Raw genomic sequence first — 12919 nt, forward strand, 5'->3', positions numbered from 1 at the left:
TCGCGCCCAGGCTCCGCAACGGGAACGAACACGCCGATCAGGGGCGAGTCCGCTCGCAAGCATACGCTGCCCTGTTCCCATGCGGCGAACGTCGCGCGCCACGGATGACATGCTGAAGCGACTGGCGCTCCTCGCACTTCCCTTGCTGGCGCTGGCCCTGGCGGTCCCGTCGGCATTCGCCCTCGAAGCGGCGATCGTCCTGTCGAAACGCAGCGACGCCCAGACGGCCTTTGCGGCCGCCTTGGGCCGGGAAATCATGGCCTCGGCGGCGGTCCGCCTGAACGATGCCGGCAGCACGGGCGACTCGATCAACGAGGCCATCCTCAAACGCGCCGACGTCGTGATTGCCGTAGGCGCTGATGCGGCCGAGGCCATTGCCGAGCGCAGCACCTCACCCATACTGGTTGCGCTCATCTCGGCGCCCAACCTGCGTGCGCTGCAGCAACGGCATCCGCGCGCAAAGCTCGCCGGCTTCATTCTCGACCAGCCCCTCGGCAGGCACATGCGCCTGATCCGCGCGACCAACCCGAAGACGCCCCGCGTTGGAGTGCTGCTCGGCCCGCAGTCCGCCGCGATGCGCAGCGCAATCGCGGAAGCCGGTGCCCGGCAGGGGTTAACGATGATTTTCGAGACCATCGCGGATACCGACGGCCTGCTGCCAGCACTCGAACGCCTGCTGGAGAGCTCCGACGCGATTCTCGCGGTGCCCGACTCGACCGCCTACAGTCCCGCCACCGCACGGCCGATCCTGCTAACCACCTACCGCTACCGAAAGCCACTGTTCGGCTACTCCCAGGCCTACGTGACCGCCGGAGCGATCGCCTCCGTATTCACCGCGCCGGAGGACGCTGCTCGCCAGGTGGGCGAATGGCTCGCCGCGCAGCAGGGGGCGGGACACATTGATCTTCCTGCTGCCGAGGCCCCCAAGTACTTCAGCGTCAGCGTCAATCGCCACGTCGCGCGCTCGCTGCTGTACCCGGTACCTGACGAAGCGGCCCTCGTCGAAGCGATCGATAAACGGAGGCCGCAATGAAGCGATCCGGCCTTACTCTGCACAATCGACTGCTGCTGGTGGCGCTGCTGCCGGCGGCACTGCTCGCCACCCTGGTCACGACGCTGGTGCTGTATCGCGGGGCCGAAACGCTGGATCGGACCCTGCACGAGCGCGGCAACGCGATCGTCAGCTTCCTCGCCCCCGCCGCCGAATACGGGGTCATCTCGGGCAATCGCGCCACCCTCCAGTCTCTGCTGCAGGCCGCGATGGCGCAGCGGGAAGTGAGCGCGGCCGCCGTGTATGACGACCGCGGCACGCTGCTCGCCAGCAGGGGACGCATCGGCGTGCTGGAGCCTGAAGCCCTGCGCAAGATCCAGGAAGGCGCCACGAGCCACTTCGCCCCGGACACCCTCGCGGTAGTCGCCCCCATCACGTCGGGCGGCATCGCCATCGATGACGAGCTGGTCGACGGATGGCAGCCTGGCGCTTCCCAGCAGCGGGCAAGCACGATCGGCTGGGTGCACGTCGAGCTCGACACCCGACCGTCTTCGCGCGAGAAAGCCTTCATCATCTGGACGTCGTTCGCGATCGTCGCGGTCGGCCTGCTGCTCACCGCAGTGATTGCGGTGCGGCTCGCACGCTCCGTTTCGCGTCCGGTGGCACGCCTGGTCCGCGGCGTCGGGCAGATGGCCAACGGTGCGCTCGACGTCGCGATCCCCGAACACGCCACCAGCCAAGAGCTCTCAGCGCTGGAACGCGGCTTCAATACGATGGCGCACGCGATCTCCGAGAACCACCGAACCCTGCAGTTGCGCATCGACGACGCAACCGCACTGCTCGCATATCAGGCACAGCACGATCCGCTGACGGGTTTGCCGAACCGCCGCGTCTTCGAACAGAAACTCGACGAGTGCGTGGTGGCGTCCCGCAGGGCGGGCGATCATGGGGCGCTGTGCTTCATCGACCTCGACCGCTTCAAGATCGTTAATGACACCTGCGGCCACGCCGCCGGCGACGACCTGCTGATGCGCATCGCGCTCCTGATCCAGCAGCGCGTACGCGAACAGGACATCATCTGCCGCATCGGCGGCGACGAGTTCGCGCTGATCCTGCGCGGCTGCAGCCCATCCGACGCCCTCGACATCGCGGATGAACTGCGCGCCAGCATCGCCTCGTTCGACTTCGAATGGCACGGACGCCATTTTTCGATTGGCGCCAGCGTCGGAATGGCCTACATCGACGGCAGCCACACGGACCCCTCGGACATCCTCATCGCGGCCGACGCCGCGTGCTACGAGGCCAAGCGCAGCGGCCGCAACCGCGTCGTGCGCTATCCGCTCGAAGCGGAACATCAGAATTCACCCGCGCTTGAAGGACCGGACAGCGCCGAGGCGGTCTGAGCCCGCCCTGGTGCCCGCAACTGCCCTCGCATGCTGTGCTGCGGCAAACACGGCTTCGCGTATACTCGCGGCGCCCCGATCATGCCCGTCGACCACTACGAAAACTTTCCTGTCGCGTCACTCCTGCTTCCGGCCCGCCTGCGCGAGCCCGTGGAGGCGATCTATGCGTTCGCCCGCAGTGCGGACGACATCGCCGACGAAGGCGACGCGGCACCCATCGCGCGCCTGGCGCGCCTCAACGACTACCGCATCGAACTGAACGCGATCGAAGCCGGCCAGGCGCCGCGCGACGCCTCGCTCGCACCGATTTTCACCCGCCTCGCAAAAAACATCCGCGCACACAAACTGCCGCTGCAGTGCTTCCGCGACCTGCTTGACGCCTTCAGCCAAGACGTGGGCAAGACCCGCTATGCCGACTTCGCCGAGCTGCTCGACTACTGCCGCCGCTCCGCGAATCCGGTCGGGCGGCTACTGCTGCACCTCTACGACGCCGCGACGCCGGACAACCTGCGTCGCTCCGACCTCATCTGCACGAGCCTGCAGCTCATCAACTTCTGGCAGGACGTCGCGATCGACTGGCGCAAACGCCGCATCTATCTGCCGCAAGCCGACATGGCCCGCTTCGGCTTAAGCGAAGACCATATCGACCGCACCCGTTGCGACGATGCATGGCGTGCCCTGATGGACTTCGAAGTGCAACGTGCGCGGGCGATGATGGTCGAAGGGGCGCCCCTCGCGCGGCAACTGCCCGGACGCGTCGGCTGGGAACTGCGCCTGATGGTGCTGGGCGGTCTGCGCATCCTCGAACGCATCGAGCGCGCGGGCTACGACGTGTTCCGGCACCGCCCCACCCTCACCCGCAGCGACTGGCCGCGACTCGCCTGGCGCGCCGTGCATTACTCGAGAATCCGATGAATCCGCACGATTATTGTCACGACAAGGCTGCGAAGAGCGGCTCCAGCTTCTACTACAGCTTCATGTTCCTACCGCCGGAGCGCCGCCAGGCCATCACGGCCCTGTACGCGTTCTGCCGCGAGGTGGATGACGTCGTCGACGAATGCCACGACGTGCAAGTCGCGCAGACCAAGCTCGACTGGTGGCGCAAGGAGGTGTCGCGGGCTTATGAGGGTTCCCCCAGCCATCCGGTGGGGTTCGCGCTGAAGGACGTCAGCGCGCGCTTCAACCTTCCGCTCGAACAGCTGCTCGAAATCATCGACGGCATGGAGATGGACCTCACGCAGAGCCGCTATCTCGACTTCAAGGGCCTGCAGCTCTACTGCTACCGCGTCGCCAGTGTCGTTGGGCTCCTCGCCGCTGAGATTTTCGGCTACCGCGAGCGGCAGACGCTGAAGTACGCGCACGACCTCGGCATGGCCTTCCAGCTCACCAATATCATCCGCGACGTCGGCGAGGACGCGCGCCGCGGCCGCATCTACCTGCCGATCGAGGACCTGCAGCGCTTCAAGGTGCCCGCGAGCCAGATCATGGAAGGCCGCGATGACGACAACTTCCGCGCGCTGATGGCCTTCCAGGCCGAGCGCGCGGAGAAGTACTACGACCAGGCTCTCGCCCAACTGCCCGCGGCCGACCGCAAGAGCCAGCGGCCCGGCTTGGTGATGGCCGCGATCTACCGCACCCTGCTGCGCGAAATCGCCAGCGACGGCTTCGTGGTGCTCGACCGCCGCACCTCGCTCACACCGGTGCGCAAACTGTGGATCGCCGGCAAGACCTGGGTGCGTGCATGACGAAGGGACGCAGCCTGCGATGAACCATCCGGTCGCGGTCATCGGCGCCGGCTACGCCGGCCTCGCCTGCGCGGTCGAACTCGCCCGGCGCGGCGTGCAGGTGACCGTGTTCGAACGCTCGCACACGCTCGGCGGACGCGCGCGCGCAGTCGCGAAGGACGGCTGGCGCGTCGACAACGGCCAGCACATCCTGCTCGGCGCCTATGGCGAATTGCTGCGCCTGTTGCGCATGACCGGCGGCTCGCCCAAGGAGCTGGCCCACCTGCCGCTCACCCTGCACACGCCCGGGCAGCTGCACCTGCAGGCTGCTCGCCTGCCGGCCCCACTGCATCTGGCGCTCGGCCTGCTGACCGCGAAAGGGCTGAGCTGGGGTGACCGGCTCGCGATGCTGCGCCTGATGCGCGTACTGAAGAAGCGGCGCTTCCGCGTCGACTCGGGGCAGAGCGTGGCGGCGCTGCTGCACGAACTACGCCAGCCCCAGCACCTCGTCCGGCTGGTGTGGGAGCCACTGTGCGTCGCCGCGCTGAACACGCCACTGGACGAGGCTTCTGCGCAAGTGTTCGCGAACGTGCTGCGCGACAGCCTCGGCGCCGGCGCGGCTGCGAGCGAACTGCTGATCCCGCGCGTCGACCTGTCCGAGCTCTTCCCCGTGCCAGCGGCGCGCTACCTCGCCGTGCGGCGCGGCAAGCTGCGTACGGGCACACCGGTCGAAGCGATCCATCAGGTGCAGGACGGTTTTCGCCTGGAGGGCGACCCGTCGCCGCGACAGGTGTATTCGCAGGTGGTACTGGCGACCGCCCCCCACCACGCCACAGCGCTGCTCGATTCCGTCGGCAATTGCGAGCGGCTGTCGGCGATGATCGCTGCGCTGCCCAGCGAGCCGATCACCACCGTCTACCTCGCACTCGGGCAGACCACGCGCCTGTCTTACCCGATGATCGGCCTCACACACGGGCCCGCGCAGTGGGCCTTCGACCGCGGCCAGCTCGGCGGGCCGCAGGGTCTTCTCGCCTGCGTCATCAGCACGCGTGGACCGCACGACGCGCTGTCGCGCGAAGATCTGCTGCTCGCCGTGCACGCGCAGCTCGAGCAGGAACTCGGTCAGCGCCTGCCACCACTCGAATGGTCGCAGGTCATCACCGAAAAGCGCGCAACGTTCGCCTGCCAACCCGGTATCTCGCGCCCCGGGGCGCAAACCCCCGTGCCCGGGCTCTGGCTCGCCGGGGACTACCTCGATTCGGATTACCCAGCGACGCTGGAATCGGCCGTGCGCTCGGGCATCAATGCGGCCTCGCGCGTGCTGCGCCGCTTCGCCAGCACTGCGGCCTGATCCGTCCGGCTCGGTCAGGATGCGCGCAGGGCCGGTTCGCTGAGCCGCCCCGCCTGCATGTGCAGAACGCGGCCGCAACGAGCCGCGAGTGACTCGTCATGCGTGACGAGGATCAGCGTGGTGCCGGATTCACGGTTCAGCGCGAACATCAGTTCGATCACCGCTTCGCCCGTCGCCGCATCGAGATTGCCGGTGGGCTCGTCGGCGAGGAGCAGGCGCGGATCGGGTGCGAAGGCGCGCGCCAGCGCGACGCGCTGCTGCTCGCCGCCGGAAAGGTGCTTGGGATAATGCCGCAGGCGGCCGCCGAGGCCCACCCGCTCGAGCCACTTGCGCGCCGTGGCCGCGGCGTCTCGGGCGCCGGCGAGCTCCAGCGGGAGCATGACGTTCTCCAACGCCGTCAACGCCGGCAGCAGCTGGAACGCCTGGAATACGAAGCCGATCGCCTCGCCGCGCAGCGCTGCGCGGTCATCCTCGCTGAGCGCAAACAGGTCCCGGCCGAGAATATGCACGCTGCCCGCGCTGGGAACATCCAGCCCGGCCAGCAATCCGAGGAGGGTCGATTTGCCCGAGCCGGAGGCGCCGACGATCGCGACGGACTCGCCGGCCGCGACGCCGAACGACACATCCTGCAGAATCTGGAGCATCCCCTGGCCGTCGGCCAGTTCGACACTCTTGGACAGGCCCGAGACCTGCATCACCGGAACGGAGAACTCAATGCCGCTGCGATCCATCGTGACCTTCTTCTTTGCAATCCTGTTGTCGGGCGCCGCCCAGGCGGCGACGATACTCGTGTGGGGCGATAGCCTGTCGGCCGGCTACGGCCTGCGGCCGCAGCAAGACTGGCCCACCCTGTTGCAGACGCGACTTGTGCGCGAAGGGTTCCGTCATACCGTGATCAACGGCTCCGTCAGCGGCGAAACCACGGCCGGAGGGCGCACGCGCCTGAGCGCGGCACTCGACCGGCACAAACCCGCTCTCGTCATCCTGGAGCTCGGTGCCAACGACGGCCTGCGCGGACTGCAACCCGCGCTGATGGGCGAAAACCTCAGCGCGATGATCCAGGCGGCACGCGGCAAGGGTGCGAAGGTGCTGCTCGTGGGCATGCAGTTGCCGCCCAACTACGGCCCCGCCTACACACGGCGTTTCCAGCAGACCTTCGCCGAGGTCGCGCGCAACGAGAAGGTGCCCCTCATCCCCTTCCTCCTCGACGGCTTTGCCGACAAGCCGGACCTTTTCCAGCCCGACGGCATCCATCCGACCGCCGAGGCCCAACCGCTGATCCTCGAAACCGTATGGAGGGGGCTGAAGGGCCTGCTCAAGGGCTGAAGCAGTCGGCCGGGCCGGGGCGCGCCCCGGCCCGCAGCGACTTCATTCGACGCGCAGCACCACCTCGCCCGCGACCATGCGGCCGATGACGTGGCCCTCGCTGCCCTGCTCCGCGCGGATCGCCGCCAGCACCGCCTCGACGCCGGGCTCGGCGCAGGCGATCAGCAGGCCGCCACTGGTCTGCGGGTCGGTGATGAACTTGCGTTGCCACTCGGGCGCGGCGGCCGCCATTCTCACGTCCTCGCCGTAGCTCGCCCAGTTGCGCGTGGAGGCGCCGGTGGCGACGCCGTCGCGCACGAGCTTCTCGGCTGCGGCGATTTTTGGCAGCGCATCGAAATTCACCGTCGCGCCGAGCTTCGAGCCGCGGCAGATCTCCAGCAGGTGCCCCGCCAGCCCGAAGCCGGTGACGTCGGTCACCGCATGCACGCCCCCCATGCCGGCGAGGCGTGCGCCGACGCGATTGAGCAGCGTCGTCCAGCGCAGCATCTCGGCGTAGTCGGCATCCGCCAGCAGCCCCTTCTTGAGGCCCGCGGAGAGGATGCCGATGCCCAGCGGTTTGGTCAGGATCAGCACGTCGCCCGCCTGCGCGCCGGCGTTCTTCTTGACCTCGGCCGGATCGACGACACCCAGCCCGACGAGGCCGTAGATCGGCTCCAGCACGTCGATGGAATGGCCGCCGGCGATCGGAATACCGGCGTCACGACACACCGAGGCGCCGCCCTCGAGGATGCGGCCGATGACTTCCGGCGGCAGCTTGTCGAGGGGCATGCCCACGAGCGCCAGCGCCATGATCGGGCGCCCGCCCATCGCGTACACGTCGGACAGCGCATTGGTCGCGGCGATGCGGCCGAAATCGTAGGGATCGTCGACGATGGGGGTGAAGAAATCGGTCGTCGCGACGATGGCCTGCCGCTCGTTCAGCTGGTACACGGCCGCATCGTCGGCGGTTTCGGTGCCCACCAGCAGCTCGGGCGGGACAATGCCGGCCGGCGCGTGCGCGAGGAGTTTCGACAGCACCGCGGGAGCGATTTTGCAGCCGCATCCGCCGCCGTGGGAGAATTGCGTAAGTTTGATCTGATCCATGGATTCCGAGGGGGAAAGACGGCCGTCCGGCGAGCACCGGCGCGCCGCGACAAGGCATGAAAAAAGGCATCGCGACCGTAGCACAGCTGGACACCTTTGACGAGTTCATCGACGCCCGCAGCCCCGCGGAATTCGAGGAAGACCACATCCCGGGCGCGATCAGCTGCCCGGTGCTGGACAACGAGCAACGCGCCATCGTCGGCACCATCTACAAGCAGCAGTCGGCGTTCGAGGCGCGCCGCATCGGCGCCGCGATGGTCGCCGAGAACATCGCCCGCCACCTGCGCGAGCGCTTCCAGGACAAGCCCAAGGACTGGCGCCCGCTCGTCTACTGCTGGCGCGGCGGCCAGCGCAGCGGCTCCTTCGTGACCTGGCTGCGGCTCATCGGCTGGGATGCGTGCCAGCTCGAAGGCGGCTACAAGAACTGGCGCCGCATGGTCGTCACCGAACTGGAAACCCTGCCGCAGCGCTTCGACCTGCGCGTGCTCTGCGGGGCCACCGGCAGCGGCAAGACGCGCGTGCTCGAGCAGCTCGCGGCGCTCGGCGCGCAGGTGCTCGACCTGGAGGATCTCGCCGCGCACAAGGGGTCGGTGCTGGGCGCCCTACCCGACCGTCCGCAGCCGACGCAGAAGTCCTTCGAGACCCGCCTGTACGAGAAACTGCACGGCTTCGATCCTGCACGCCCGGTGTTCGTCGAGGCCGAAAGCCGCAAGATCGGCCGCATCCACCTGCCCGAGGGCCTGATCGCGCACATGCGGGCGAGCGCCTGCGTCGCGATCGAGGCCGCCCGCGACGCGCGCATCGAATTCCTGGTGCGCGACTACGACTACCTCGGCGACGATGTGCCCGATCTCCAGAACCGCATCGAATTCCTGCGCGGCCTGCAGAGCAACGAAGTGCTGGAACGCTGGAAGGAGCTCGCCCGGCAGCGCGACCTGCACACGCTGTACGGCGAGTTCATCGACCTGCATTACGACCCGCTCTACCGGCGTTCGCAGAACCGCAACTTCGCGCGCTTCCCCGACGCCCCAAGCTTCGCCTGCGATGACCTCACGCCCGCGGGCATCCACGGACTGGCGCAACGGATCCTGGCTGCGCAGGCCTGAGCCGGTTCACACGCTGGTCACGCTGAGCCCGAACTTGTCGATGCGGTAGCGCAAAGTATCGCGGCTGATGCCCAGCACGCGGGCCGCGCGCGACACGTTCCAGCCGGTTCCACGCAGCGCATCGAGGAGGGCGCGGCGCTCCAGGTCCTCCAGCGTCTGCGGCGCAGCGGGCGCTGCCGACGCTGCGGGTGCTGACTCCAGCACTCCATGCGCGAGCGAGGGCACGCTGACCCCGGTCGACAGCGACAGCTGAGAAATATCTATGGTCGGCCCCGTTGCCAGCAGCACGGCCTGCTCCAGCACGTTGCGCAACTCGCGCACATTGCCCGGCCAGCGGTGCGTAAGCATCAGCGTCTCCGCGTCCCGCGTCAGTGCCGGGGGATGCTTGCCGTAGCGTGCGGCGTGAAGCGCGATGAAGTGACGTGCGAGCGACAGGATGTCCGCACCGCGTTCGCGCAGCGGCGGCAGGGTCATCTGGAATACGCACAGGCGGAAATAGAGGTCGGCACGGAAGCGACCCTCGCGCACCAGCGTCTCCATCGGACGATGCGTGGCCGCGACGATGCGCACGTTCACGCGCTGGTCACGCAGGCTGCCGATGCGCCGCAGGGTTTTCTCCTCCAACAGTTTCAGCAACTTGGCCTGCAGCGAGAGGTCCATGTCACCGATCTCGTCGAGGAACAGCGTTCCCCCTTCGGCCGTCTCGACCAACCCCAGCTTTCGTTCCCGAGCATCGGTGAACGCCCCCCGTTCGTAGCCGAACAGCTCCGACTCCAATAGTTGCACTGGGATCGAAGCGCAGTTGAGCTCGACGAAAGGTTTGTCGCGCCGCGGCCCGTTTAAGTGCAGCGCCCGCGCGACCAGCTCCTTACCCGTTCCTGTTTCGCCGAGTACCAGCACAGCCGGCGCATCACTGTCCTGCAGCTGCGACTCCGCGTCGAGCAACTGGCGCAGGGTATTCTTCAGCGCCCTCATCGGCGGTGAATCGCCGAACAGGCTCGCCAGGTCGGTGGCATCGGCCTCGCGGCGCTGATAGTAGTCGAGCGCGCTGTCGCGTTGCTTTTCGTCGAAAGCCTTGTCGACCAGCAGTTTGAGCTTCCCCAGTGCGACCGGCTTGGTGAGGAAGTCGCGCGCGCCCGCCTTCATCGCCTCGACCGCGAGCTCGACCGTACCGTGGCCGGTAATCATGATGACGGGGATGCCGGAGTCGAAAGCCCGCACGCGCGTCAGCGCCTCCAGGCCGTTGAGGCCGGGCAGGTTGAAATCCAGGATCACCGCGTCGGGTTTGAACACGTCGAGCAGCGCCAGTCCGTCCTCCGCGCTGCCCGCGACGCGGACGTCGTAGCCGCTACGCTCCAGATAGATGCGGATGTTCTTGCCGAGAACCGCCTCGTCCTCGATGACCAGAATCGCGCGCCCCATAGACCCTCTCCTGCCCTCTCCTGTCCGATCGGTCCCGTCATCCACAGGTCAGCGTCAGGAGCACCGCCGTACCGCGACCTGGCGCGCTGTCGATTTCCATCGCGCCGCCATAGCGCTCAATGATCCGCCGAGCGAGCGCGAGGCCAACGCCAAGGCCCTGCGTCTTGGTCGTATAGAACGGCTTGCCCACCCGCTGCAGTTGTTCCGCGGTCATGCCGGGGCCGCTGTCGCGCACCGTAAGCACTACCTGACGTCCGCCGCGCACGCTCTCGCAGCAGATCTCCAGGCGCCCATCCGCCTGGACCGCTTCAATGGCGTTCGCCATCAGGCTGTGCAGGACCTGCGCCAACAGCAGCGAATCCCCATGCACCGCCGGTATGTGGGGAGGCATCTGCAGTGACGCGGTGATATTCCGTCGATGCAGTTCGCGTCCGAACTCCTCGATGCACCGCACCACGAGGGGCGCGAGTGAGACTGCGCCGGCCTTTTCATCCAGTGGCCGCGAGTAGGAAAGCAGTTCGCGTACCCACGCCTCCAGCCGGTCGGATTCGGAGATGATATCGCCCGCCGCCTCGCGCCCGGTCTCCTCGTCGGTGACCAGGATCAGCTCCGCGGAGCTGCGGATCGATGCGAGCGGATTGCGTATGCCGTGGGCGACCGCAGAGCTCATTTCCCCCACCACCGCCAGCGTCTCCGCATCAACCAAGCGGCGCTGCTGCTCGGAGATCAGCAGATCCGCCCGACGCACCATGCCGAACAGGGCGACATACAGGAACAGCCCGGCCAGTGCGGCGCCGATCGCGATGTTGCGATTGAGCTGCTGCAAGGCATTGAACAGCGCCACGGGATTCTTGTAAAACTCGATTGCCCCCAACACTGTGCCATCCGTGTCGCGCACGGGCAGGTATATCTCGACAAAGAAGTTGGCGGCCCGTGCCAGATGCATGTGCTCGGCCTTCTCCCCTACCTCGTGGTGTTTGCCGTGCGCGACGAGGCGCCCCGCGAGGGCTTCGTCGAGTTCCTGGTTGGCTCCGAACTGCTGTCCGATCAACTCGGTTTCGCTCGACCACAGGATGCGGCGCGAAGTGTCGTACAGATTGGCCCTGAGCACTCCTGGCATCAGCCCGAGATGGGCAAACGCCCCACCCGGTTCATCCACGCTGACGGGTTGATGTTCGATGAGGAGCTTGCGCATGGACTGCTCGCTCATGACCAGATTGTCGACCATCTCCATGGTCAGCTGGCCTTCCTGCCGGACCATGCGCTCGGTTACGAAATCCGAGATCAGGTACGCCGCAATCGCCGAGATCGATGCAATCGACAGCAGCCCGATCACCGCGAACCAACGGCTCAGATTGAACGGCCGCAACAGGGCGGGCGTCGCATGTCTTTCGCGTCCGGTTCCGGTCACTGCGCCATTCCCCCCGCCCGCACTCACGCCCGCGGACAATTCACGTCCCCACGCATCGCCCGCCGGGCCCGGAACGACCCATGTCAATGTCCTGCGCATGAAGGAGAAACCGGCACTCATTCCGCAGCCCTCCGTTCAGGGGCACAAGATGTCGTAGTCCCCCACTCCGAGCCCCGCACTACGCTCTCCTCGAGACCGAACAGGTGGCCGAACACTCGCTGCCCGAGTTCCCCCCTGCGCATGCTGCGCCGGAAGGAATGCGGCGAACGCGGCAGCGGCTCGAAACGGACCGGCGCAGCCAGCCCCAGCTCGGCGGCGCGGGCATTGACCGCATCGACCCAACGAAGCCCGCGCTCCATCCGCGACAGGCCCTGTTCGACCATCACGCGCTCGGTCTTGCGCATCGCCGTGCCCTCGTGCACGTCGCGCTCCCCCACCAGCACCCAACCCGGCACTGTGAGGAAGCGCCCCAGGTCGAAGCCGCCCATCTGCAGGCGCCGGCTGTATCGCACGCCGTAAGGATAGCGTCGCTGCGCATCGGGGAAGGTATACCAGCCGGCCGAGCCGACGACGTAGCCCGCAACCCGATCCGGATGGGCCATTGCGTAGCGATGCACGAATTGGCCACCCCCGGAGAAGCCAAAGAGGTAAAGCCGGTCCCCCTTGGCCCCGGTTGTAAGCGTCACTTCGGCAATGATCGCCTCCATGACGGCGGCCGGACGTTCGCCTCGCTCGTTGGCGCTCAGACGCTGGTAGCGGGGAAACCGCGCGTGCTCATACAGCGGCGCTACAAGCACGACGCCAGCGCGCTCGGCGTAGGGGGCAAACATGCTCACCTGCTCCCATGCATTGCGGGAGATGCCATGCACGGTGACGAGTATCGGCGCACCGGCACCGCCGCGCGACGGCTCGAACACCACGTACGGCAGGCTTGCGTCGGATTCCAGTACCCGCCGCTCGATCCGGTTCGGCAGGAACGATGCAGTTCCGGCCTCGCCTGCCGCAGGCGCGGTGGGGGAAGCCCGGCCCGCTTCGCGAGGCGCATGACACACGATCGCAGGTTGACCGTTCGAGTGCGCAACCGGGAACGAACAAGGCATGT

The 12919-nt window shown here is 67.4% G+C and carries 12 protein-coding genes; 7 read left to right on the forward strand and 5 right to left on the reverse strand.

Going from position 1 to position 12919, the window contains the following annotated elements; translation table 11 throughout:
• Positions 1–109 precede the first annotated feature (109 nt).
• From ToN1_RS04095 to hpnE, 5 genes are all read left to right on the forward strand, one after another.
• On the forward strand, positions 110–1033 hold the full coding sequence (locus tag ToN1_RS04095) for an ABC transporter substrate-binding protein (RefSeq protein ID WP_169206643.1): 924 nt from the start codon (positions 110–112) through the stop codon (positions 1031–1033).
• A complete protein-coding gene (locus tag ToN1_RS04100; protein WP_169206644.1) occupies positions 1030–2394 on the forward strand; it encodes a sensor domain-containing diguanylate cyclase in 1365 nt (454 codons plus the stop codon). Before ToN1_RS04095 ends, ToN1_RS04100 begins: the two co-directional genes overlap by 4 nt.
• Positions 2395–2475: 81 nt before the next feature.
• On the forward strand, positions 2476–3309 hold the full coding sequence (hpnC, locus tag ToN1_RS04105) for a squalene synthase HpnC (RefSeq protein WP_169206645.1): 834 nt from the start codon (positions 2476–2478) through the stop codon (positions 3307–3309).
• The gene (gene hpnD / locus ToN1_RS04110) at positions 3306–4139 is read left to right on the forward strand and encodes a presqualene diphosphate synthase HpnD (protein WP_169206646.1); all 834 of its coding nucleotides are present in this window, start codon (positions 3306–3308) and stop codon (positions 4137–4139) included. Before hpnC ends, hpnD begins: the two co-directional genes overlap by 4 nt.
• Before the next feature lie 19 nt (positions 4140–4158).
• Positions 4159–5469, forward strand: coding sequence for a hydroxysqualene dehydroxylase HpnE (gene hpnE, locus ToN1_RS04115; protein ID WP_169206647.1), 1311 nt, complete (start codon positions 4159–4161; stop codon positions 5467–5469).
• Positions 5470–5483: 14 nt separating this feature from the next.
• On the opposite strand, the gene ToN1_RS04120 is transcribed toward hpnE, so the two are convergent.
• Positions 5484–6200 carry an ABC transporter ATP-binding protein gene (locus ToN1_RS04120; protein ID WP_169206648.1) on the reverse strand — a complete coding sequence of 239 codons (717 nt, stop codon included), beginning with the start codon at positions 6198–6200 and terminating at the stop codon, positions 5484–5486.
• Between ToN1_RS04120 and ToN1_RS04125 the strand changes: the two genes are divergently transcribed.
• Entirely contained in the window at positions 6184–6795 is a 612-nt protein-coding gene (locus ToN1_RS04125; protein WP_169206649.1) for an arylesterase, read from the forward strand. The two genes, ToN1_RS04120 and ToN1_RS04125, sit on opposite strands and share 17 nt — an antisense overlap.
• Positions 6796–6837: 42 nt before the next feature.
• On the opposite strand, the gene selD is transcribed toward ToN1_RS04125, so the two are convergent.
• Positions 6838–7878, reverse strand: a complete 1041-nt coding sequence (selD, locus tag ToN1_RS04130) for a selenide, water dikinase SelD (RefSeq protein WP_169206650.1) — start codon at positions 7876–7878, stop codon at positions 6838–6840.
• A gap of 56 nt (positions 7879–7934) precedes the next feature.
• On the opposite strand from selD, the gene mnmH reads away from it, so the two are divergent.
• Positions 7935–8984 carry a tRNA 2-selenouridine(34) synthase MnmH gene (mnmH, locus tag ToN1_RS04135; protein ID WP_169206651.1) on the forward strand — a complete coding sequence of 350 codons (1050 nt, stop codon included), beginning with the start codon at positions 7935–7937 and terminating at the stop codon, positions 8982–8984.
• A 6-nt stretch (positions 8985–8990) separates the two neighbouring features.
• Here mnmH and ToN1_RS04140 read toward each other — a convergent pair whose 3' ends face one another.
• From ToN1_RS04140 to ToN1_RS04150, 3 genes are read right to left on the reverse strand one after another with little or no spacing between them, the layout of a single operon-like run.
• Entirely contained in the window at positions 8991–10406 is a 1416-nt protein-coding gene (locus ToN1_RS04140; RefSeq protein ID WP_169206652.1) for a sigma-54-dependent transcriptional regulator, read from the reverse strand.
• A 37-nt stretch (positions 10407–10443) separates the two neighbouring features.
• Positions 10444–11937, reverse strand: a complete 1494-nt coding sequence (locus ToN1_RS04145; protein ID WP_244860962.1) for a sensor histidine kinase — start codon at positions 11935–11937, stop codon at positions 10444–10446.
• Positions 11934–12917 (reverse strand): alpha/beta hydrolase family protein, encoded by a 984-nt coding sequence (locus tag ToN1_RS04150; protein ID WP_169206653.1) that lies wholly within the window; start codon positions 12915–12917, stop codon positions 11934–11936. Before ToN1_RS04150 ends, ToN1_RS04145 begins: the two co-directional genes overlap by 4 nt.
• Between the last annotated feature and the right edge of the window lie 2 nt (positions 12918–12919).

The organism is Aromatoleum petrolei, assembly GCF_017894385.1.
Classification (GTDB): Bacteria; Pseudomonadota; Gammaproteobacteria; order Burkholderiales; family Rhodocyclaceae; genus Aromatoleum; species Aromatoleum petrolei.